This window comes from Bradyrhizobium sp., assembly GCF_047605465.1.
Lineage (GTDB): Bacteria > Pseudomonadota > Alphaproteobacteria > Rhizobiales > Xanthobacteraceae > Bradyrhizobium.
This window is the reverse complement of sequence record NZ_JASGFS010000044.1, coordinates 35,795-58,065: the sequence shown is the minus strand read 5'-3', so window position 1 is coordinate 58,065 and position 22,271 is coordinate 35,795. Positions and strand designations below refer to the sequence as shown.

The window sequence follows — 22,271 nt, the reverse complement described above, 5'->3', positions numbered from 1 at the left end:
GCCCAAGACCCGCTCGGGCAAGATCATGCGCCGCATCCTGCGCAAGATCGCCGAGGACGAGCCGGGCAGCCTCGGCGACACCTCGACGCTGGCCGATCCCGCCGTGGTCGACGACCTCGTGAAGAACCGGCAGAACAAGAAGTCGGCCTGACAAGGCCTCGTGCACCAAGACCGCAGCGCGGCGCCTCGACGGCGCGCTGCGGTCCCTCGAACAACGGCCATTCACACCCCTCACGCTTTTGTCAGGACACTTGCCGCCACTCGTGCGCCTTTCCAGCCGAGTGTTGTTTTCAAGTCATTTACTTTATTTCGCACATTTCCTTTGTTCCCCCTGCTGATCGACCCTCGCCAGCCGCGCGCGGAAACCATCCGGTTAACGGACGCGGTTAAGAATGTTCCCCGCAAGGACTTCGGCGAGCCGGCGATTTCCGGGTTTGCGTCAATTTGGACGACCGTTCGGGCAAGGGGAAGCATTGATGTCGATGAGAATTGCTGTGGCGCTGGCCGCCACCATCGGGGCAGGGGTCTTGATGTCGACGGCGGCGCAGGCGCGGCCGGAAGTGGTGGGGCTGCACGCGGGCGAATATTCGCCGGGCACCATCGTGGTCAGGACCAACGAGCGCCGGCTCTATCTCATTCTCGATGACGGCCACGCCGTGCGCTATCCGGTCGGCGTCGGCAAGTCCGGCAAGCAATGGGCCGGCACGACCCGCATCGACGGCAAGTACCGCAACCCGGCCTGGTCGCCGCCCGCCGAGGTGAAGCGCGACAAGCCGAGCATACCGGACGTCATTCCCGGCGGTTCGCCGCACAACCCGATGGGCGTCGCGGCGATGACGCTGGCCGGCGGCGAGTACGCGATCCACGGCACCAACGTACCGGGTTCGGTCGGCGGCTTCGTGTCCTACGGCTGCATCCGCATGCTCAACGACGACATCACCGACCTCTATGGCCGCGTCTCCGTCGGCACCACGGTGGTCGTGACCCGCTGATCTCGACGATCGGAAGCGAACAGCGAAAGCCGCGTCCTCGACGCGGCTTTTTTCTTACCAGAAGCGCCAGCCCCGCCCGCACCAGCCCTCGCGATGACCGCCATTGTAGGCGCGCGCATAGCCGCCTGCGAGCAATGCCGCGGAAACATTCGCGGTCCGACTGGTCGCGACGTCCGCGACGACGCGCCCGTATTTGTCGGGGCCGAGATTGTAGATCGTGACGCCGCCCTGGCCGAGCAGGTTGCGCAGCGCGTCGGCCGCGGCTTCGGCCTTGTCCAGCTCGTCCTGGCAGGATGCTTTCATCTCCGGCGCATCGATGCCGCGCAGGCGAATCCGCGCGACGAGGTCGCGTCCGTCGCGCCGATGCACGCGGGCGACGAAGGTGTCGCCGTCGATGGTGCGGATGACGTCGACCGCCCGACGCGTGTCGGGAGTGCTGGACTGCTCGAGAATGATCGCGCTGTCCTGCGCGCGGATGTCGGTCTGCTGCGGAGCGAGCCATTTCGCCCCGTGCCGGAACCCGAACACCACGGCCATCACGACGCCGACCACGAACATCCACGGCAGCAGAGCCGAGAAGCGGCGGCCGAACGGTGAACTGCGGTAGGAAGGCCGGTATGGATGGCTGGGGTCGAAGCGCGGCATCAGCGTACGCTATGGCTGAGTCGGCCGGGCTCGCAAGCGAACCTCAGAAATCCGAGGCGATGCCTTTGCGTTCCCAGTCGCCGTAGCGCGTGGGCTCGGGCCCTTTCGGTCCCTGCAATTCCTTCGGCGCCGCCTTCGCCTCGGCGGCCGCCGCCTGCCGGCGCGCCTCGGCCTCGGCCAGCGCGCGCTGGGCCGCCGGCGGCAGGGCTTTGCGATCGGAAGGCGGGTGATTCATCGTCGGGTTCCTAGCGCAGGATCGCGGCGCGCGCGACGTGCAATAACGCATTCCTGAAATGGTCGTGACGGACTGCAAACACCAGAGGTCCTTCTTACATTTGGCATATTCGCGTGCCAGAGGTGGATTTCTCAAGGCATGCGCCCCTTCCGGCGGAACTGCCGCTCGCTCAGAACCTTGCTTCCGCATGCCATCTCAACGTTTTGCCCCTCCGTCCGAAGTGCCCGGTCTCGCGGCACGCCGGATCGCCGCCGACATCGTCGACGGTGTGCTTCACAAGCGCCGCACGCTCGACGATCAGCTCGACGGCGCCGGCGCCCATCCCGGCCTCAAGACTCTCGCTGACCGCGACCGCGCGCTGATGCGCCGCCTGGTCGCAACGGTCCTGCGCCGGCTCGGCACGCTCGGGCATGTGCTGTCGCGTCTGCTCGACAAGGGGATTCCGTCCGATGCGCCGCGCGCGCAAAGCGCACTCCTGATCGGCGCCGCCCAGATCCTCTGGATGGACGTGCCCGATCACGCCGCCGTCGATCTTTCCGTTCGCCTGGTGCAGTCCGACCGGCGCGCCGCGCGCTATGCCGGTCTCGTCAACGCCGTGCTGCGCCGCTGCGCGCGCGAGGGCAAGGCGCTGGTGGATGAGGTCGCCACGCAATCGCTGGATCTGCCGCCCTGGCTGCTCGCGCGCTGGAGCGCGCATTACGGCGAGACGGTCGCAAGGGACATGGCGCTCGCGCTCGGTCACGAGCCCTCGCTCGATCTCACCGTGAAAGCCGATGCCGCGCAATGGGCGAGCCGCCTGCATGGCGAGGTGCTGCCGACCGGAACGGTGCGCACGCTGCTGCACGGTTCCGTGACCATGCTGCCCGGCTTCGCCGAAGGACAATGGTGGGTGCAGGACGCCGCGGCCGCGCTGCCGGCGCGGCTGTTCGGCGACATCAAGGGCAAGTCGATTGCCGATCTGTGCGCCGCGCCGGGCGGCAAGACCGCGCAGCTGGCAGAGGCCGGCGCGCATGTCACCGCGATCGACCGCTCACCGGCCCGCGTCGCACGCCTGCGCGAGAACCTCACGCGACTGTCGCTCCAGGCCGAGACCGTCGTCGCCGATGCCGTGGAATGGGCAGGGCCCGCCGAGGGCTTCGACGGCATCCTGATCGATGCACCGTGCACCTCGACCGGCACGATCCGCCGCCATCCCGACGTGGCATGGCTCCGGCAGGACTCCGACATCGCCGCCTTGACCACGCTGCAGCAGCGTCTGCTGCGGAAATCCGTCTCGCTGCTCAAGCCGGGCGGCACGCTGGTCTACTGCACCTGTTCGCTGGAACCCGAAGAGGGCGAGCAGGCGATCGCCGCGCTGCTGCAGGCCGAGCCCGGTCTGCGCCGCGCCCCGGTCGCGGCGTCCGAGGTCTCGGGGCTCGGCGAGATCATTACCGCCGACGGCGACCTTCGTACGTTGCCGAGCCATCTGCCGCATACCGACCCGAAGCTCGGCGGGCTCGACGGATTTTTTGCGGCCCGACTCGTTAAATCCTGATTTTGCACTGGATTTTGCTTCCCCAACGCTGATTCGCCCGCTTTCAAGGTGGTGTCAGGCGTCCGATTTTGGGATTAAAAGGATTCGTCAGAATCCTCTCCCCTTCAAGGCAAGGCGTGTCGGTCGCTCAACGCAGACGCATCTCGACGCTGGTCATGAACCGCTTCGCGCGGAACGTGCTCGCGCGCGCGAGCGGCGGTTCCGTCGCCTTGTCGCGCGTCTGGCCGGGGCGCGCCGACCGGCTGATCATCGCCCCGCATGATCTGCGCACGGCGGACGCGACCCGCGCCGCCGAGATCTACGCCGGCCGTTTCGTCTTCGCCGGGAAAATCGTCAATTGCCATGGCCGTTCGATCTTCGATCTCGAGCCGCCGTCGGAGGATTGGGAGGTCGCGCTTCTCGGCTTCGGCTGGTTGCGTCACCTGCGCGCGGCCGACACCGCGCTGACGCGCGCCAACGCGCGCGCGCTGGTCGAGGACTGGATCTCGAACCCGGCCAACAAGCGCCGTCCGATCGCGCGACGCGCCGACGTGCTCGCGCGGCGCGTGATCTCGCTGCTGTCACAGGCTCCGCTGGTTCTCAACGACACCGACAACAAGTTCTACCGGCGCTATCTGCGTGCGCTCGCGCGCGAGATCCGGTTTCTCCGTTACACCATGGTCGACATTCCGGACGGGGTGCCGAAACTGCAGGTGCTGATCGCACTGTGTTATTCGGCGCTCTGCCTCGCCAACCAGGCGCGCCACATCCGAAGCACCTCGAAGAGGCTCTCGGATGAATTGCAGCGGCAGATCCTGCCCGATGGCGGACACATCTCGCGCAATCCGGGCGCGCTGATCGAACTCCTGATCGACTTGCTGCCGCTGCGGCAGACCTTCGCCGCGCGCAACATCGCGCCGCCGCCGGCACTGCTCAACGCGATCGACCGCATGATGCCGATGCTTCGCTTCTTCCGGCATGGCGACGGCAATTTCGCGTTGTTCAACGGCATGAGCGCGACACCTTCGGACCTGCTTGCCACGCTGCTCGCCTATGACGACACCCACGGCGTGCCGATGGCGAACATGCCGCATACGGGCTTCCAGCGCCTCGACGCCGGCCAGACCGCGCTGATCATCGACACCGGGCCGCCTCCGCCGGCCGGCGTCAGCCATGACGCCCATGCCGGATGCCTGTCGTTCGAACTATCCTCGGGCATCAGCCGCATCGTCACCAATTGCGGCATGCCGACGACGGGCCGCGACAATTGGCGGCCGTTCGCGCGCGGCACCGCGGCGCATTCGACGCTGACCTATCACGAGACCTCGTCCTGCCAGTTCGTGGAGATGTCCGCGATGAAGCGGCTGCTGCACGGCGCGCCGATCACCAGCGGCCCGACGAACGTGGAGAGCTATCGCGAGGCTGTGCCGAACGGCATGGTGCTCACGGCATCGCATGACGGATACCTCGCCAGGTTCGGCGTGATCCACCACCGCGTGTTGATGCTTGCCGATGACGGCGGGCGCATCGACGGCGAGGACACGCTGTCGCCGCCGCAGGGTGGTCGCCTCAAGGGCGGCGATTCCGATTTCGCGTTGCGCTTTCACCTGCATCCGGCGGTGAAGGCGAGCCGGCTCTCGGACGCGCGCGGCGTCATGCTCGTCCTGCCGAACCGCGATGTCTGGACCTTCGAGGCGCTCGACGACAAGGTCGATCTCGAAGACAGCGTGTTCCTCGCCGGCAACGACGGACCGCGCCGCACCGCGCAGATCGTGATCCGGCAGGACGCGCGACAGGCGCCCTCGATCCGCTGGAGCTTCGTCCGGTCCACCGCCTCGCCCGCGGTCACCAATGCCCGCCGCAACGCCCGGCGCGAGCCGGAACTTCCGCTGTAGACGCACGCGCGACCCGGCCCATCTGGTCGTTGTGACGACCGCCGAAAGCTGCTAACGAACACCCGCTCGCGCAACTGGCGACCTTGGATGGAGCACCATCGGGAAGCGCGGGACGTGACTGCCGCGCGCCTGGGCATAGGTACTCCCTTCAACAGAGGATCTTGCTCATGACTGACCATCCCCGCCGCGTCACCCGCGCTCTGCTTTCCGTTTCCGACAAGTCCGGCCTGATCGAGTTCGCCAAGGCGCTTGCCGCCCATGGCGTCGAGCTGGTTTCGACCGGCGGCACCGCCAAGGCGATCGCCGCGGCCGGCCTCGCGGTGAAGGACGTCTCCGAGCTGACCGGCTTCCCCGAGATGATGGACGGCCGCGTCAAGACGCTGCATCCGAAGGTCCATGGCGGCCTGCTTGCGATCCGCGACAATGCGGAGCACGCGTCGGCGATGAAGGCGCACGGCATCGCGCCGATCGATCTTCTCGTCGTCAACCTCTATCCGTTCGAGGCGACCGTCGACAAAGGCGCCGGCTTCGAGGATTGCATCGAGAATATCGACATCGGCGGTCCCGCGATGATCCGCGCCGCCGCGAAGAACCACGACGATGTCGCGGTCGTGGTCGAGGCGCAGGACTATCAGGCCGTGCTCGACGAGCTCGCCGCCAACAATGGCGCGACCACGCTGAAGCTGCGCCGCCGGCTCGCCGCCAAGGCCTATGCGCGCACCGCCGCCTATGACGCCGCGATCTCGAACTGGTTCAACCGCCAGCTCGAGATCGACGCGCCGGACTTCCGCGCCTTCGGCGGCAGGCTGATCCAGTCGCTGCGCTACGGCGAGAACCCGCATCAGACCGCGGCGTTCTATGCGACGCCCGACAAGCGGCCCGGCGTCTCCACCGCGCGGCAGCTGCAAGGCAAGGAGCTCTCCTACAACAACATCAACGACACCGATGCCGCCTATGAATGCATCGGCGAGTTCGACGCAAAGCGCACCGCGGCCTGCGTCATCGTCAAGCACGCCAACCCCTGCGGCGTGGCCGAAGGCTCCGACCTCGTCAGCGCCTATCGCAAGGCGCTGGCTTGCGATTCCACTTCCGCTTTCGGCGGCATCATCGCGATGAACCGCGCGCTCGACGCCGACACCGCGCGCGAGATCACCAAGATCTTCACCGAGGTGATCATCGCGCCGGATGCGAGCGAGGAAGCGATCGCCATCATCGGCGCGCGCAAGAATCTGCGCCTGCTGCTGGCCGGCAGCCTGCCCGACCCGCGCGCGCCCGGCCTCACCGCGAAGACCGTTGCAGGTGGCCTGCTGGTGCAGAGCCGCGACAACGCCGTGGTCGACGACATGACGTTCAAGGTGGTCACCAAGCGTGCGCCGACCGATGCCGAGATGCGCGACCTGAAATTCGCGTTCCGCGTCGCCAAGCACGTCAAGTCCAACACCATCATCTATGCAAAGGATCTCGCTACCGTCGGCATCGGCGCCGGCCAGATGAGCCGGGTCGATTCGGCGCGGATCGCGGCCCGAAAGGCCCTGGACGCGGCGAGCGAATTGAAGCTCGCCGAGCCGCTGACCAAGGGCTCGGTCGTGGCATCGGATGCCTTCTTTCCGTTCGCCGACGGCATGCTTGCCTGCATCGAGGCCGGCGCCACCGCCGTGGTGCAGCCCGGCGGCTCCATGCGCGACGACGAGGTGATCAAGGCCGCCGACGAGCACGGCATCGCGATGGTGTTCACGGGAACGCGGCACTTCCGGCACTAGTCCGGTTGTCGTCCCGGCGAAAGCCGGGACGACGCTCGAGCTTAGTCTTCCCGCACCCGCATCAGCAGCCCCAGACCCACGACGAAGAACACGACAAGCACGGCCATGCCGGCCTTCTGGCTCGCGGTGACCGCCGTGATCATGCCGATCATGAGCGGGCCGATGAAGGACGTCACCTTTCCGGTGAGCGCGAACAACCCGAAATACTGCGCGATGCGATCCTTCGGCGCGAGGCGGATCAGCAGCGTGCGCGAGGCCGCCTGGAGCGGCCCCCCGGCAGCACCGATCAGACAGCCCAGCACCACATAGGCGCGCTCGGCGGCAGCGGCGAACAGCGCTCCGCCCGGTTCGGGCGGTGCGACCTTGATGAAGAAGATCGAATCCTTGTCGACCAGCAGGATCGCGGCCAGCGCGAGCAGCAGGACCAGCATGCTGCCGGCGATGACGCGCTTGGGCCCCAGGAAATCGTCGAGCTTGCCGCCGAACCAGGCGCCGAACGTGCCCGCGATCGCCAGGATGATGCCGAATGTGCCGATCTCGATCGTGTGCCACCCGAAGGTGCCGGCCGCATAGATGCCGCCGAACGCAAACAGCGACACCAGGCCGTCGGTGTAAATCATGTTGGCGAGCAGGAACGCGGCAAGCGATTTCCGCTTCGGCAGATCCCTGAACGATTGCCTGAGCTCGGACAGGCCCTCGCGCAGCGCCTCGCGCACCGGCCGCCGGGCCGGATAATCCGGCGTGAACAGGAACATCGGCATCACGAAGATGATGAACCACAACCCGGTCAGCGGCCCCGCCGCGCGGTCGCCCTGATGCGTTGCGGGATCGAGCCCGAACAGAGGCTTGAAGCCGAGCAGCGTGCGCCCGGTCTCGGGGTTGGCGGCGAGGAAGCCGAGCACGATGATCAGGCTGATGATGCCGCCGACATATCCCGTCGCCCAGCCGGTGCCGGAGAGCCGGCCGATGCGCTCAGGAGGCACCAGCGTCGGCATCATCGCATTGTTGAAGACGGTGGCGAACTCCGCGCCGACGCTGGCGAGCGCGACCGCGATGAGCAGCGGCGGAATGATCGCGTGATCGCCCGGCTTGCCGATCCACAACGTGCAGGACGCAAGCACCAGCAGCGCGCCGAACCCGGCGATCCAGGGCTTTCGCCGGCCGGCGGCATCCGCGATGGCGCCGAGCACCGGCGAGGCCAGCGCGATCGCCAGACCCGCGGCGGCCATTGCGAATCCCCACAGCGACTGTCCCGTGGCCGGATCCGGCGCAATGCTGGTGGCGAAATAAGGCGCGAACACGAAGGTCGTGATCAGCGTGAAGTAGGGCTGCGCGGCCCAATCGAAAAATATCCAGCTCACGACGGCGAGACGCGACGGATAAGTCCCTTGCGCACCGGCCACGCGCGCCTCGGAGGTGATCGTGGTCATCACGCGGTCCTCATCACGAACAGTTTTGCTTCTCTTAGCGCAAACCGTATAGCATTGCAGCGTTCGGTGTGGATTGGTCCGGCGGCACGGCGAAATTTTGATGACGGCATCATATTCGACACGGCGGGCTTTCCTTGCAACCATCGCTGCTCTGGCGATCGGTTTTGCACCCGTCGCGGGACAGGACGCACGTCGCGCCTACCTTCCACCCGCGCTCGACACCGTGCGCGCCGTCGCCGCCGAGCACGGCATGGTGGTCGCGCAGGAGAAGATCTCGGCGCAAGTCGGCGCGGACATATTGCGGCGCGGCGGCAATGCGATCGATGCCGCGGTCGCGACCGGCTTTGCGATGGCCGTGACCTATCCGCGCGCCGGCAATATCGGCGGCGGCGGATTCATGGTCGTCCATTCGGCCGATCGCAACGAGGACGTCGCGATCGACTATCGCGAGACCGCACCGGCGGCGGCCACGCCGCAGATCTTCCTCGGCGCCGACGGCAAGCCCGATGCGGCGAAATCGCGCGACTCCGCGCTCGGCGTCGGCGTGCCCGGCACGGTGGCGGGCCTCGCCCTCGCATTGGAGAAATACGGCTCGGGCAAATTCACGCTGGGAGAATTGCTCGCCCCTGCGATCGCACTCGCGCGTGACGGCTTCGTCGTCACCGACGACATCGCCGACACTTTGCCGACATGGCATCCGCGGCTCGCGCGCTGGCCCTCATCGGCCGGGATCTTCTCGCGGCCCGACGGCACGCCGCTCGGCGAGGGCGACAGGCTGGTGCAGAAGGATCTCGCCGAGACGCTGTCGGCAGTAGCGGCGCAGGGTCCTCGCGGCTTCTATGAGGGGAAGATCGCAGACAAGCTCGCCGGGGCGGTGTCCGCCGCCGGGGGCATCATGACGCCTGCCGATCTGCAGGCCTATCGGCCGGTGATCCGCGAGCCCGTGCGCGGCACCTACCGCGGCTACGACATCGTGTCGATGCCGCTGCCTTCGTCCGGTGGCGTGGTGCTGGTGGAGACCCTGAACATTCTCGAGGGCTTTCGGCTCGCCGATCTGAAGCAGGGGTCGCCGGCTTCGCTGCACCTGCTGATCGAAGCCATGAAGCGCGCCTATGCGGACCGCGCGCGCTATCTCGGCGATCCCGCTTTCGTCAAGGCTCCGATCGGGACCCTGATCGCAAAGGACTACGCAGCAAAGCTGCGTGCCGGGATATCCACCGATCGGGCCACACCGTCGCGCGATCTTGCGGCGATGGCGGTTTCGCCGCGGGAGGGCAGCAACACCACGCATTTCTCCGTCGTCGACGGCCGCGGCAATGCCGTCAGCAACACCTATACGCTCAACTTCAGCTATGGCGTCGGTCTCGTTGCCGAAGGCACCGGCGTGCTGCTCAACAACGAGCTCGACGATTTCACCGCCGCGCCCGGCGCATCCAATGCCTACGGCCTCGTCGGCTTCGAGCCCAATCTGCCCGGGCCCGGCAAGCGGCCGCTATCCTCGATGTCGCCCACGATCGTGCTGCGGGATGGCAAGCCGGTGCTGGTGACGGGTTCGCCCGGCGGCAGCCGCATCATCTCGACCGTGCTCCAGGTGATCGTCAACGTCATCGACTACAGGATGGACGTCGCCGCCGCCGTCGCCGCGCCGCGCCTGCATCATCAATGGCTCCCGGACGAGGTGCGCGTCGAGCGCGGCTTCCCCGACAGCGTCCTGTTCGAGCTGAAGGCGATGGACCACCTCATCGTCGAGCCGATGGGACAGACCTCCGCCAACTCGATTCTCGTGACGCCCAACGGGCCGCTCGGCGCCCCCGATCCGCGCACCCGCGGCGCCGAAGCCGCGGGACAATGAGCCGGCCTCGTGGTGCAGCGCGGTCTCGTCATCCTCCTGGATGACAGCGGCACCAAACCGCATCACTATGCCGGTGCCTACGTGTGCGCAAAGCACGGCGCCGACATGCAAACCGCCCGGGGACGACGCATATGAGCACGACCGGTTCATCGCAGCGCATCGAGCGCGCCGAGATCGAAGACACCAGCCTTCTCGCCTTCTATCGCGACATGACTCCGCCGGAACGTCGGACGTTCTGGGCGTGTGCCGCCGGCTGGGCGCTCGACGGCATGGACTTCATGATCTACCCGCTGGTGATCGGCACCATCATCGCGCTGTGGAAGGTCGATGCCGCCTCGGCCGGACTGGCCGGCACGGTGACGCTGCTCGCCTCCGCGATCGGCGGCTGGCTCGGTGGTTACTTGTCCGATCATATCGGCCGGGTCAGGACGCTTCAGATCACCATCATCTGGTTCTCGTTCTTCTCGCTGGTCTGCGCCGTCGTGCAGAACTTCGAACAGCTTCTGATCGCGCGCGCCGTGCTGGGCCTCGGCTTCGGCGGCGAATGGGCGGCCGGCGCCGTGCTGATGGGCGAGGCAATCCGGCCGCAATATCGCGGACGCGCGGTCGGCTCGGTGCAGTCGGGCTGGGCGGTCGGCTGGGGCATCGCGGTGCTGTCGCAGGCGATCCTGTTTTCGGCCTTGCCGGCGGAGACGGCATGGCGCTGGATGTTCGTGATCGGCGCGCTGCCGGCACTGCTGGTGTTCTACATCCGCCGCTCCGTCACGGAGCCCGAGATCGCGGCTGCGGCGCGCGCCAAACAGGCCGCGAGCGGCGATCGCCCCGCGCTCTGGGAAATCTTCTCGGGCCCGATCCTCAAGACCACGATCCTGGCGTCGCTCGCGGCGACGGGCTGTCAGGGCGGCTATTACGCCATCACGTTCTGGGTGCCGCAGTTCCTGACCAAGGAGCGGCACCTGTCGATCGTCGGCTCGACCGGATATCTGTCGACGCTGATCGTCGGCTCGTTCATCGGCTATCTCGTCGGAGCCTGGCTCGCGGACCGGATCGGGCGGCGCAATTTGTTCCTGATCTTCTCGATCGGCGCCATGGCAGTGGTGCTGCTCTACACTCAACTGCCGCTCACCAACGAGATCCTGTGGGTGCTCGGTTTCCCGCTCGGCTTCTTCGCGTCGGGCTATTTCTCCGGCATCGGCGCGTTCCTGACCGAGCTCTATCCGACGCGGCTGCGCGGCTCTGGGCAGGGCTTCTGCTACAATTTCGGCCGCGGCATCGGAGCGCTGTTTCCGTTTCTCGTCGGCGCGCTGTCGGCGACGACGACGCTCGCCAACGCCATCGCGATCTTCGCGGTCGTGGCCTACGCGGTGTTCTTCATCGCCGCGTTCGCGCTGCCGGAGACGCGCGGCCGCGTGCTGCACGCAGACCTGTGAGACAGGCCGTCATTGGGATTAGCCGTCATTCCGGGGCGATGCGACACATCGCACCGGAATGGCCGGCGCTGATTATCTTCCCACCTGGTACGGCCCGCCCTTCTCCAGCGCCCTGGCATAGGCAGGCCGCGCGTGGATGCGTTCCAGGAAAGCCATCGCCTTCGGGTGTCCCTGCTCGAGTCCGCCGCGCGCCTGGGCCGCTTCGAGCGGAAAGCTCATCTGGATGTCGGCGGCGGTGAACGCGCTGCCGGCAAACCATTCGCTCTTGCCGAGCTCGCCTTCCCAATAATCCATGTGCTGCTTGAGCTGCGGATTGACCAGTGCGGTGAGTGCCTGATTGGAAACCTTACGCACGATCGGGCGCAGCAGGGCCGGCGCGCGCTTCGGCATCAGCGTGAACAGCAGCTTCAGGAGCAGGGGCTGCATCGCGGAGCCCTCGGCATAGTGCAGCCAATAGGTGTAGCGCAGCCGCTCCGGTGTGTTCGGCGGCGGGATCAGCCGACCGTTGCCGTAAGTCGCAATGAGATACTCGATGATCGCGCCGGATTCGGCGATGGTGTTGCCGTTGTCGGTGATGACGGGCGACTTCCCGAGCGGATGGATGGCACGCAGTTCCTTCGGCGCGCGCATGTCGGGCTGACGCTGATAGCGCACGATCTCGTAGGGCACGCCCAGTTCCTCGAGCAGCCACAGCACCCGCTGCGAACGTGAATTGTTGAGGTGGTGAACGGTCAGCATCGCGAGGGTCCTCGGGGCTAGGCGTGGTCGATCGGCCGCGTAGGTGCCAGCCCGGGCACGCAATGTCGAGCTATCCAGGCGGATAATTTCACCCGGGTATATTGACGGAACTAATTTACCCGGATATTAAATGCGGCAACATCACCAATATGGCAATGATTCCAATGCAGAGGACTTTCACCGCGTTCCAGGGCCAGCGCCGTCTGGCGTCCGGGCCGGCCGGCGAGGTGGCGCTGGTCGTCAGGCGAATCGCGCCGCGACCGGATGAGCCCATCATCATCTTCGAGGACAGCACGGGCCGATCGATCGACTTCGATCTGCGCGGCGGCGATCGCGAGGTGCTGGCCCGGTTGGCGAAGCTTGTCCCGCCGCCGGTCGACGAGACCACGGCACCGACCGAGCCCCGCGGCCGCGGCCGCCCGAAGCTCGGCGTCGTCGCGCGCGAGGTGACGCTGCTGCCGCGGCACTGGGAGTGGCTCGGCGCCCAGCCCGGCGGCGCCTCGGTGGCGCTGCGAAAGCTGGTCGACGAGGCAAGGCGTGCCAGCGGCGACAAGGACCGCCAGCGGCAGGCGCGTGATGCGGCCTATCACTTCATGTCGGCCATGGCGGGCGACCTGCCGCAATTCGAGGAGGCCTCGCGCGCGTTGTTCGCGGATGACCGCCGGCGCTTCACCGGACTGATCGCCGACTGGCCGGCCGACATCCGCGACCACATCGTCAGGCTCGCCTACAGCGACCGCGCCTAGGCGCACCACACCCTCTCGACCCCATCGACGGCCAAGCCACGCATGAGCTGCGTGGCAACGGCTTCGCGCGCCCTGATGAAAGGTACATCAATGTCCGCCACCAAAACGCTTTGGCCAGCATTCCTCCGCTTCCTCGCGCCGCTGATGCTGAGCAACGCGCTGCAATCGCTGTTCGGGACCGTCAGCAACGTCTATCTCGGCCAGATGATCGGCGTCGACGCGCTCGCGGCGGTCTCGGCCTTCTTCCCCGTGATGTTCTTCCTGTTCGCCTTCGTCATGGGCCTGAGCACCGGCGCCACCGTGCTGATCGGACAGGCGTTCGGCGCGGGCGAGCACGGCAGGATCAAGACGATCGCAGGTACGACGCTCGCCGTGGGCCTGTTGCTGTCGATGTCCGTCGCGCTGATCGGCGGGCTGTTCAGTCGGCAATTGATGATGGCGCTCGCCACGCCTGCGGACATCCTCGACCAGGCCAGCGCCTATGCCCGCATCATGCTGCTCACGATGCCGCTCGGCTTCGTCTTCCTGCTGATGACGGCCATGATCCGCGGCGTCGGCGACACGCTCACGCCGCTGCTGGCGCTGGCCTTGTCGACCGCGATCGGCCTCGTGCTGACGCCGATCCTGATCCGCGGCGCGTTCGGCTTACCTGCGGCCGGCATCAGCAGTCCGGCATGGGCGGCTGCGATCTCCAACGCGCTGACGGTGATCGCGCTGGCGGCCTATCTGCTGCGCAGGAAGCACGCGCTGGCGCCGGACGACGCGCTGTTGCGTCGCTTGCGCCTCGACCGCGCCGTGCTCGGAAAGATCCTCGGCATCGGCTTGCCGAGCGCGATCGGCATGATGGCGATGGCGATCGCCGAACTCGTCCTGCTCGGCCTCGTCAACGGCTTCGGGTCCGATGCCACCGCGGCCTACGGCGCCGTCAATCAGGTGATGGGCTATACGCAGTTCACGGCGATGTCGATCTCGATCGCGGTCTCGATCCTCGGCGCACAAGCCGTCGGGGCCGGCGATCGGGCCCGGCTCGATCGCATCGTGCGCACCGGCCTCGCGTTCAACCTCGTCCTGACCGGCGGACTCGTCGCGCTGATCTATCTGATGCCGCGCGCCGTGCTCGGCATCTTCATCACCGACGGCACCGTGCTCGATCTCGCCCGGGAGCTGCTGCTCACGGCGTTGTGGAGCTCGGTGCCGTTCGGCATGGCGACGGTGTTTTCCGGCGCGATGCGCGCCGGCGGCGTCGCCCTGACGCCGATGCTGCTGTCGATCTTCGCCATCGTCGCGATCGAGTTGCCGTCCGCGGTGGTGCTAAGCCGCATCATCGGCATTCGGGGCGTGTGGGCCGCCTATCCGATCGTGTTCTGCGCCATGATGATCCTGCAGATGGCCTATTACCTGCTGGTGTGGCGCAAGCGTGCGATCCGGCGCCTGATCTGACGGGGCGATCAAGATATTATGACCGTCATTAAACGGTGGACCTGTGGCGCGCCCTGCGCCACAATGCGGAAAACCGACGCCAGGGAGAACGACCTTGACCCGCACCGCCCCGCAATTCCTGTTCGATTTCGGCAGCCCGAACGCCTATCTCAGCCATCTGGCGATTCCGGCGATCGAGCAGCGCATCGGCGTCAAGTTTGAATACGTGCCGATCCTGCTCGGTGGCATCTTCAAGTCGACCAACAACAAGTCGCCCGCCGAGACGCTCGCCGGCATCAAGAACAAGCGCGAATTCCAGGGGGTGGAGACCGAGCGCTTTCTCAAGCGCTTCAAGGTGCAGCCCTATGTCATGAACCCGTTCTTCCCCGTCAACACGCTGAACCTGATGCGCGCGGCGATCGCGGCGCAGGTCGAGGGCGTGTTCGAGCCATATGTCGAGGCGGCCTTCCATCACATGTGGCGCGAGCCGAAGAAGATGGACGATCCCGAAGTGGCGGCCAAGGCGCTCGCATCCTCGGGGCTCGATGCGCAGAAGCTGTTCGCTCGGGTGCAGGAGCCCGAGGTGAAGGGCAAGCTGATCAAGAACACCGAGGAAGCGGTGGCCCGCGGCGCGTTCGGCTCGCCGACCTTCTTCGTCGGCAAGGAGATGTTCTTCGGCAAGGAACAGTTGCGCGAAGTCGAGGAGATGGTGTCGGGGAATTGATTTTCGCCGCGCGACCAAACCGCGCCATCATCTCCGAGGTCGTGCTGGCGAAGGTCGTGAGCCATGACCGCGGGATGTCGTCGTTGCGGCGAGTGCGGGCCTTGGCCATTTCCAACAATGAGCCGTTGGGGTAATGGGACCTGGCTTTCGCCGGGACGACGTCCAGACAACAGCAACAACAAGGAAGATCCCATGCGTATCCTCGTGGTCGGCGCCGGCGCCATCGGCGGCTATTTCGGTGGCAGGCTGTTGCAGGCTGGCCGCGACGTCACCTTCCTGGTCCGGCCGCGGCGCTCAGCGGAGCTTGCCAGCGCCGGCCTCGTCATCAAGAGCCCGAACGGCGACGTGACGCTGAAGGATCCGCCGCGGGTCGAAGCCGACAAGCTCAAGGACAAGTTCGACGTCGTGCTGCTCAGCTGCAAGGCGTTCGACCTCGACGACGCCATCAAATCCTTTGCGGCGGCGGTCGGTCCGAACACGTCGATCATCCCGATGCTCAACGGCATGAAGCATCTCGACACGCTCGACGGCAAGTTCGGCAAGGAGCGCGTGCTCGGCGGACTCTGCGCCATCGCCGCGACACTGAACGAGCAGCGCGAAGTGGTGCAGCTCCAGCCGATGCAGTCTCTGAATTACGGCGAGCGCGACGGCAAGCTGTCCGATCGGGTCAAGGCGATCGACGAGGTCTTCAAGAGCGGCATCAACGGCGCCGCAGCCAGCCAGAACATCATGCAGGACATGTGGGAGAAGTGGGTGTTCCTCTCCTCGCTCGCGGCCTCGACCAGCCTGATGCGCACCTCCGTCGGCAACATCCTCGCGGTCCCCGGCGGCAAGGATTTCCTGCTCGGCATGCTGGACGAAACCAGCTCGATCGCCGCCGCCTCCGGCTACACGCCGGGCGGCCCGTTCTTCGAACGCGTTAAGGGCATGATCACCACCGAGGGCTCACCGATGACGGCCTCGATGTTCCGCGACATCAAGGCAGGCTTTCCGGTCGAGGCGGATCATGTGATCGGCGACCTCATCGCCCGCGGCGATGCCGCCAAGGTGCCGGTGCCGAAGCTGCGCATCGCTTATACGCACCTGAAGGCTTACGAGAAGCAGCGGGCGGGCTGACGCCGGTCGCTGGGCCCGGGGCGTGCGCCGACCGCCTGGGCCCATGCAAGACTCACGACGACGAGGGTGCTCATGGCGCGAACCGGCCGCCACGCGTCTTCGCCACACGTGATCCTTGGGGTGATGGGTCCCGGCCTGCGCCGGGACGACGGCGAGCGCAACGGCGCTACTTGAAATAGGCGAGATAGTGCGCGACGGCCGTGATCTCTTCGTCGCTCATGTGATAGGCGACGTCGGCCATCGCGGCGCCGCCACCGCCGACGCGCTGGCTGCTCTTGTAGTCGCGCAGCGCCTTGACCAGATATTCCTCGCGCTGACCGGCAAGCCGCGCGACGGCCTTGGTGCCGGCGAACGTGTCGGTATGGCATGAGGCGCAGCGGCGGCCGACGGCCACTTGCGAGCCCTTCTTCGACAGGTCCGGATCCTTGTCCTCTCCGGCCTGCGGCGGCGTCATGGCCGCGAAATAGGCGCCGAGGCTGCGGACATCCTCATTGGTGATATCTTCGGCGATCGGCTGCATCTGCTCGTTCTTGCGCGAGCCCGCGCGGAAGAACACCAGCTGCCATTGCAGGAATTGATCGGGCTGACCGGCCAGCGAGGGAATGTTCTCGGTCTGCGAGATGCCGTTCTCGCCGTGACAGCCGGAGCAGACGGCGGCCTTCTCCTGGACGGCCGCATTGTCGGCGGCGCCTGCGGAGAGGGTGCCGAACGCGACGAGTGCGGCTGTACTGAGTGCGTATGAAATGGATTGCCGGCGCATGTCGGGAATTCCGATCTATCGGACTCGTCACTCCGGGGACGCGCGAAGCACGCGCCCGCAATCCATAACCACCGGTCGGGGCCATGGGTTCCGGATCCGTGCTGACGCGCGAACCGGAACGACGCTGAAGTCGAAGGCGAAAGAGGCTGCGGCACCTTGCGGCCACCGCAGCCCCGTTCTGATGCCCGGCTACTTCTTGCTGTAGCTGATGCGGTAGATCGCGCCGGCCCAATCGTCGGCGACGAGGATCGATCCGTCCTTGGCGAGGATGATGTCGTCGGGACGGCCGAGATAGCCCTGGTCACCCTCGATCCAGCCGGAGGCGAACACTTCCTGCTTGGCGTTCTTGCCGTCGGGCCCGACGATCACGCGCACGATGCGGCCGCCCTGGTACTTGTGGCGATTCCACGAGCCGTGCTCGGCGATCAGGATGTTGTTCTTGTAGTCGGCGGGGAACTGGTCGCCGGTATAGAACTTCATGCCGAGCGGAGCGACATGCGCGCCGAGGTTCAGCACGGGCGGCGTGAACTCGGAGCACTTGTGGCCCATCGCGAACTTCGGATCGGGAAGATCGCCCTGGTGGCAGTAGGGATAGCCGAAATGCTCACCGATCTTGTTGATCATGTTCAGCTTGTCCGAGGGCAGGTCATCGCTGACCCAGTCGCGGGCATTCTCGGTGAACCAGTACTTGCCGGTGCGCGGATCGACGTCGCCACCGACCGAGTTGCGTACGCCGAGCGCGTAGATTTCGGCGTTGCCGGTCTTGGGATCGACGCGCCGGATCTGCGAGACGCTGGTCGGGGGAATGCCGACGTTGAAGGGCGGTCCGAACGGAATGTAGAACCAGCCTTCCTTGTCGGCCGCGATATACTTCCAGCCGTGCGCGGCATAGGACGGCATGTCGTCATAGACGACCTTGCCCTCGCCGGGATTGTCGAGCTTGTTTTCGATGTCGTCGTAGCGGATCAGCTTGTCGACCGCGATGACGTAGAGCGCACCGTCCTTGACGGCCAGACCCGTGGGCATGTTCAGCCCCTTGAGGATGGTCTTGACCTCTTTCTTCCCGTTGTTGTCCTTGATGGCATAGACGTTGCCGAGGCCGAACGAGCCGACGAACAGCGTGCCCTTGTCACCCCAGGCCATCTGCCGCGCCGCCAGCACGCCGGACGCGTAGACCTCGATCTTGAAGCCCGCCGGCAGCTTGATCTTCTTCATCATGGTCGCGAGTTCGGCATCCGATGCGCCCGTGGGCGGTCCGGAAGGCGGCGCCAGGCCCTTCTGCGCCTCGGTCTCGTCGCCGAGGAACCAGTCGTCAGGCGGATGGGTCCAGAACTCCTTGGTGCCGGACTCGTACTTCTTGAGCGCCCGGCCCTTGTCCTGCTGTTGCTGCGCATTCACAGCGCTGGTCCCCGAGAGAAGGGCAACCGCTGCGAGCGCCAGGACGGATTGAAAGACGGATCGATGGAATTTCATCGCGTCACTCCCCTAAGGCAGCCGTCAGGGCTGCACGTTATTGTTTTGGTTCGTCGAGAGGCGAAGTTTGGAGTCTGCCGAGAGGCGGACGGAAAAAGGTTATCACATCTGCGGGCGGTGAGAAGCGCATCGCGTACGCTGCGGTTGCACTCAATAAAAATTGAGACGGATTTTCTCTCGGCGCGTCGCGGGCGATAGCAACGCTCTCGCTGCGATGCGGAATCGAGATCACACGCGCCTCTTTTGCGAGCAGCGGGAAGGCGGCCAATGCGGAAACGGGAAAACAACCCCATGCACAGTAGAACGGCAGCGCATCGGAGATGCGCGGTGACGCCGGCCACGCATCTGAAACATCGTGCGAATTGACGAAAGCGGCGACTATCGGGCGACCGGGTACGGTCCGTCATCGAACGGCGTGTCGTGATAGCCCTTCGCTCCGACCTCGCGCGCCAGGGCGCTGCGGACATCGCGTCCCTCACGCAGGCTGGCCAGCACATGAGCGAAATCGAATTCCGGATGCCAACCGAGATCGCGCCGCGCCCGCGCGTTGACATAGACACGGTCGATCTCGGGGAACAGTCGCCAGCCGCGCGCCGCATAAAGCCGCGCGCAGTCCGGATAGAGCTCGCGCACGACACCGGCCGCGTCGCGGGCGAGCGCCGCAAGGTGTTGCTGCCCGAATGGACTGGTCGCCGAGACGATGTAACGGCCGAAGCCGATCTCCGGCGCGCGGGCCGTGGCGCGCAGATGGGCACTCACGGCGTCCGTTATATCCAGCCGTCTATAAAGCAGCTCGTTGGCCTGGGCGTTGTCCAGCGCGTAGGCCGACCGCATTGCGGGATCGTCGTCGTCCTCCGGAAAGAACCGCGAGGTCCGCAGCACCACGACCGGCAAGCCCCGCTCGCGAAAGAACAGCTCGCAGAGATTTTCCGCCATCATCTTGGTCGTGCCGTAGATGTTCTTCGGGACCGCCGGCAGGTCCTCGGTCACCCAAACCGCCGCCTGCCCCGCCTCGGGGCGGAGTCGCGAGCCGAACGCGCTGGTGGTGCTGGTGAAGACGAAGCTCTTCACATCGGCGGCAACCGCCGCCTCCAGCAGATTGAGCGTCCCGGTGACGTTGGTATCGACGAAAGCCTGCTTGCTGTGGGTCGCGACATGCGGCTTGTGCAGGGTCGCGGTGTGAATCACCGCGGTAACGCCGTCCATCTGCGACCGCACGAAGCCGGGATCGACAATCGAGCCGACGGCATCGGTGAAGGGCGAGGCCTTCAGGTCGATCCCGCGCGCCGATGACCCGCGCGCCCGAAAGGTCCGGAGAATCGCTTCGCCGAGATGGCCGGCGCTGCCGGTGACCAGAATTGTCATTTGGAACCCGATACAGCCGCCAGCGGCGTGGCGAACCACGCTTCCGTCCGGTCAGGCTGGATGCTCTGGGAAAAATTGGAGCGGGCGAAGGGGCTCGAACCCTCGACCCCGACCTTGGCAAGGTCGTGCTCTACCACTGAGCTACACCCGCATCCTGTGTCGGCCACGTGACGCGACCGGCAACGGCTGTCGTATGCCAAAAGCGGACGGCGAATGCAACAGCTACCGGCAGCATAGATTCGCATTCGGACACCCGATATGGGCCCGAACCGGAGTAAATCCGGTCGAAAAGGCCGGGGAACCACCGAATCAGCGCTTAAGGATTGAAATTCGGCCGTCTCGGCCCAAGTTAGGTGCCGGTAGAGCAGCACATCCTCGGGCGACGTGCTAAAGACCGGCCACTTCCAGACATCAGACGAGGGGATCCCGTGACGATCATTGACCAAGGTAACGGAGCGGCGGGCCCGGCTGCGGCCGATCTGATCAAGGACACGACCACCCAGACCTTCGTGAAGGACGTCATCGAGGAATCCAAGCGCCAGCCGGTCCTGATCGACTTCTGGGCGGAGTGGTGCGGCCCCTGCCGCCAGCTCACGCCGGTCCTGGAAAAGGTGGTCAAGGCCGCCAAGGGCAAGGTCAAGCTGGTCAAGATGAACATCGACCAGCATCCGGCGATCCCGGGCCAGATGGGCATCCAGTCGATCCCCGCCGTAATCGCCTTCGTCAACGGCCAGCCGGCCGACGGCTTCATGGGCGCGGTCCCCGAGAGCCAGGTGAATGCCTTCATCGAACGGCTGACCAAGGACGTCACCGCGCCGGGCGAGGTCAACATCGCCGAGATCCTGCAGGAAGCCGAGGCCGTGCTCGCCGAGGGCGACGCAGCCGCCGCGGCGCAGATCTATGCCGAGGTGCTCCAGCACGATTCGACCAACATCGCCGCGCTTGCCGGGCTCGCGAAGTGCTACGTCACCTCGGGCGCGATGGAGCAGGCCAAGCAGACGCTGGCGATGGTGCCGGAATCGAAGCGCAACGATGCCGCGGTGAAGGCGGTGCAGGCCGCGATCGATCTCGCCGAGCAGGCCGAATCGCTCGGCCCGGTCGCCGAACTCGAGCAGAAGGTCGCCGCGAACCCGCTCGATCACCAGGCCCGCTTCGACCTCGCGACCGCGCTCAACGCGCAGGGAAACCGCGCGGCCGCGACCGAACAATTGCTCGAGATCGTCAGGCGCGACCGTAAATGGAACGATGACGGCGCGCGCAAGCAGCTGGTGCAGTTCTTCGAGGCCTGGGGCGGAGCGGATGACGCCACCGTCGAGGGGCGCAAGCGCTTGTCGACGATCCTGTTTTCATAGGACGACCACTGACGCTTTTCCGGATCATGCTCTAGCGATCTCAGCGGAGACCGGACACAGATGCCGATCAACATCGAATATCGAGGGCCAGCCGATCTTCCGGAGATGATTCCGGTGTTTCCGCTGCCCGGCGCGCTGCTGCTGCCCCGCGGCCAGATGCCGCTCAACATCTTCGAGCCGCGCTATCTGGCGATGGTCGACGATGCCTTCCGCGACGGTCATCGCCTGATCGGCATGATCCAGCCCGACGCGGCGCATTCGCCGAAGAATACCGACAAGCCGGCGCTGTTCCGCGTCGGCTGCGTCGGCCGCATCACCCAGCTCGCCGAATCCGGCGACGGCCGCTACATCCTCGAGCTCACCGGGGTTGCCCGGTACAAAGTGGTCGAGGAGCTCGAGGTGCTGACGGCCTATCGGCAGTGCAAGGTGGACTTCTTCGCCTTCGCCGACGACTTCACCGCGCGCCTGGGCGAGGACGAGGTCAACCGCGAGGCCCTGCTGACCGCGCTCGCGGCCTTTCTGAAGGCCAACAATCTCAAAGTCGACTGGGAGGGTGTCGAGAGCGCTCCCAACGAGGCGCTCGTCAACGCGCTGGCGATGATGTCGCCTTACGGACCGGCCGAGAAGCAGGCGATGCTGGAAGCGCCGGACCTGAAGACCCGCGCCGAGATCCTGATCGCGGTGACCGAGATGGACCTCGCGAAGAAGCGCACCAGCGGCGACCCGCCGCTGCAATAAGAGACGCACGCTCCGTCACGCGCAGAACGCCGTCATACCCCGGCTTGTCCCGGGTATCCACGTCATCTGTGCCGCGAACCAGCCTGGA

The 22,271-nt window shown here is 66.1% G+C and carries 19 protein-coding genes, 1 tRNA gene and 1 riboswitch; of the genes, 12 read left to right on the top strand and 8 right to left on the bottom strand.

Annotation, left to right across the window (positions count from 1 at the left end):
• Nucleotides 1–476: 476 nt before the first annotated feature.
• A complete protein-coding gene (locus QM712_RS25935) occupies nucleotides 477–992 on the top strand; it encodes a L,D-transpeptidase (RefSeq protein WP_415025992.1) in 516 nt (171 codons plus the stop codon).
• A 54-nt stretch (nucleotides 993–1,046) separates the two neighbouring features.
• Here the strand turns inward: QM712_RS25935 and QM712_RS25930 are convergent, their stop codons facing one another.
• Together QM712_RS25930 and QM712_RS25925 are read right to left on the bottom strand one after the other, a co-directional pair.
• Entirely contained in the window at nucleotides 1,047–1,637 is a 591-nt protein-coding gene (locus tag QM712_RS25930; RefSeq protein WP_415025991.1) for a thermonuclease family protein, read from the bottom strand.
• Nucleotides 1,638–1,680: 43 nt separating this feature from the next.
• Entirely contained in the window at nucleotides 1,681–1,872 is a 192-nt protein-coding gene (locus QM712_RS25925; protein WP_415025990.1) for a DUF1674 domain-containing protein, read from the bottom strand.
• A gap of 187 nt (nucleotides 1,873–2,059) precedes the next feature.
• Between QM712_RS25925 and QM712_RS25920 the strand changes: the two genes are divergently transcribed.
• The 3 genes from QM712_RS25920 to purH all read left to right on the top strand — a co-directional run bounded on the left by QM712_RS25920 (nucleotide 2,060) and on the right by purH (nucleotide 7,040).
• Nucleotides 2,060–3,406: an RsmB/NOP family class I SAM-dependent RNA methyltransferase gene (locus QM712_RS25920; protein WP_415025989.1), complete on the top strand. Its 1,347-nt coding sequence runs from the start codon at nucleotides 2,060–2,062 to the stop codon at nucleotides 3,404–3,406.
• A 155-nt stretch (nucleotides 3,407–3,561) separates the two neighbouring features.
• The gene (locus QM712_RS25915) at nucleotides 3,562–5,280 is read left to right on the top strand and encodes a heparinase II/III family protein (RefSeq protein WP_415025996.1); all 1,719 of its coding nucleotides are present in this window, start codon (nucleotides 3,562–3,564) and stop codon (nucleotides 5,278–5,280) included.
• Between the two features lie 60 nt (nucleotides 5,281–5,340).
• Nucleotides 5,341–5,422: riboswitch (ZMP/ZTP riboswitch) on the top strand.
• A 25-nt stretch (nucleotides 5,423–5,447) separates the two neighbouring features.
• The gene (gene purH, locus QM712_RS25910) at nucleotides 5,448–7,040 is read left to right on the top strand and encodes a bifunctional phosphoribosylaminoimidazolecarboxamide formyltransferase/IMP cyclohydrolase (protein WP_415025988.1); all 1,593 of its coding nucleotides are present in this window, start codon (nucleotides 5,448–5,450) and stop codon (nucleotides 7,038–7,040) included.
• Between the two features lie 41 nt (nucleotides 7,041–7,081).
• Here purH and QM712_RS25905 read toward each other — a convergent pair whose 3' ends face one another.
• Entirely contained in the window at nucleotides 7,082–8,470 is a 1,389-nt protein-coding gene (locus tag QM712_RS25905) for an MFS transporter (protein WP_415025987.1), read from the bottom strand.
• 100 nt (nucleotides 8,471–8,570) lie between these two features.
• On the opposite strand from QM712_RS25905, the gene ggt reads away from it, so the two are divergent.
• Nucleotides 8,571–10,322, top strand: coding sequence for a gamma-glutamyltransferase (ggt, locus tag QM712_RS25900; protein WP_415025986.1), 1,752 nt, complete (start codon nucleotides 8,571–8,573; stop codon nucleotides 10,320–10,322).
• A gap of 131 nt (nucleotides 10,323–10,453) precedes the next feature.
• Nucleotides 10,454–11,752, top strand: a complete 1,299-nt coding sequence (locus QM712_RS25895) for an MFS transporter (protein WP_415025985.1) — start codon at nucleotides 10,454–10,456, stop codon at nucleotides 11,750–11,752.
• 72 nt (nucleotides 11,753–11,824) lie between these two features.
• Here the strand turns inward: QM712_RS25895 and QM712_RS25890 are convergent, their stop codons facing one another.
• Nucleotides 11,825–12,490, bottom strand: coding sequence for a glutathione S-transferase family protein (locus QM712_RS25890; RefSeq protein WP_415025984.1), 666 nt, complete (start codon nucleotides 12,488–12,490; stop codon nucleotides 11,825–11,827).
• 149 nt (nucleotides 12,491–12,639) lie between these two features.
• Between QM712_RS25890 and QM712_RS25885 the strand changes: the two genes are divergently transcribed.
• The 4 genes from QM712_RS25885 (at nucleotide 12,640) to panE (ending at nucleotide 16,495) form a co-directional block, all read left to right on the top strand.
• Nucleotides 12,640–13,236, top strand: coding sequence for a DUF2239 family protein (locus tag QM712_RS25885; protein WP_415025983.1), 597 nt, complete (start codon nucleotides 12,640–12,642; stop codon nucleotides 13,234–13,236).
• Nucleotides 13,237–13,326: 90 nt separating this feature from the next.
• Nucleotides 13,327–14,676, top strand: coding sequence for an MATE family efflux transporter (locus QM712_RS25880; RefSeq protein ID WP_415025982.1), 1,350 nt, complete (start codon nucleotides 13,327–13,329; stop codon nucleotides 14,674–14,676).
• A 94-nt stretch (nucleotides 14,677–14,770) separates the two neighbouring features.
• Complete coding sequence (locus QM712_RS25875) at nucleotides 14,771–15,379, top strand: 2-hydroxychromene-2-carboxylate isomerase (RefSeq protein WP_415025981.1); 609 nt, start codon at nucleotides 14,771–14,773, stop codon at nucleotides 15,377–15,379.
• 192 nt (nucleotides 15,380–15,571) lie between these two features.
• The gene (gene panE / locus QM712_RS25870) at nucleotides 15,572–16,495 is read left to right on the top strand and encodes a 2-dehydropantoate 2-reductase (protein WP_415025980.1); all 924 of its coding nucleotides are present in this window, start codon (nucleotides 15,572–15,574) and stop codon (nucleotides 16,493–16,495) included.
• A gap of 166 nt (nucleotides 16,496–16,661) precedes the next feature.
• On the opposite strand, the gene QM712_RS25865 is transcribed toward panE, so the two are convergent.
• From QM712_RS25865 to QM712_RS25850, 4 genes are all read right to left on the bottom strand, one after another.
• A complete protein-coding gene (locus QM712_RS25865) occupies nucleotides 16,662–17,255 on the bottom strand; it encodes a c-type cytochrome (protein ID WP_415025979.1) in 594 nt (197 codons plus the stop codon).
• A 189-nt stretch (nucleotides 17,256–17,444) separates the two neighbouring features.
• On the bottom strand, nucleotides 17,445–18,728 hold the full coding sequence (locus QM712_RS25860) for a PQQ-dependent sugar dehydrogenase (protein WP_415025978.1): 1,284 nt from the start codon (nucleotides 18,726–18,728) through the stop codon (nucleotides 17,445–17,447).
• 378 nt (nucleotides 18,729–19,106) lie between these two features.
• Nucleotides 19,107–20,093: an NAD-dependent epimerase/dehydratase family protein gene (locus tag QM712_RS25855; RefSeq protein WP_415025977.1), complete on the bottom strand. Its 987-nt coding sequence runs from the start codon at nucleotides 20,091–20,093 to the stop codon at nucleotides 19,107–19,109.
• Nucleotides 20,094–20,169: 76 nt separating this feature from the next.
• Nucleotides 20,170–20,244 (bottom strand) — tRNA-Gly (locus QM712_RS25850).
• Nucleotides 20,245–20,521: 277 nt separating this feature from the next.
• On the opposite strand from QM712_RS25850, the gene trxA reads away from it, so the two are divergent.
• Nucleotides 20,522–21,445, top strand: a complete 924-nt coding sequence (gene trxA, locus QM712_RS25845; RefSeq protein WP_415025976.1) for a thioredoxin — start codon at nucleotides 20,522–20,524, stop codon at nucleotides 21,443–21,445.
• A 60-nt stretch (nucleotides 21,446–21,505) separates the two neighbouring features.
• The gene (locus QM712_RS25840) at nucleotides 21,506–22,183 is read left to right on the top strand and encodes an LON peptidase substrate-binding domain-containing protein (RefSeq protein WP_415025975.1); all 678 of its coding nucleotides are present in this window, start codon (nucleotides 21,506–21,508) and stop codon (nucleotides 22,181–22,183) included.
• Nucleotides 22,184–22,271 lie beyond the last annotated feature (88 nt).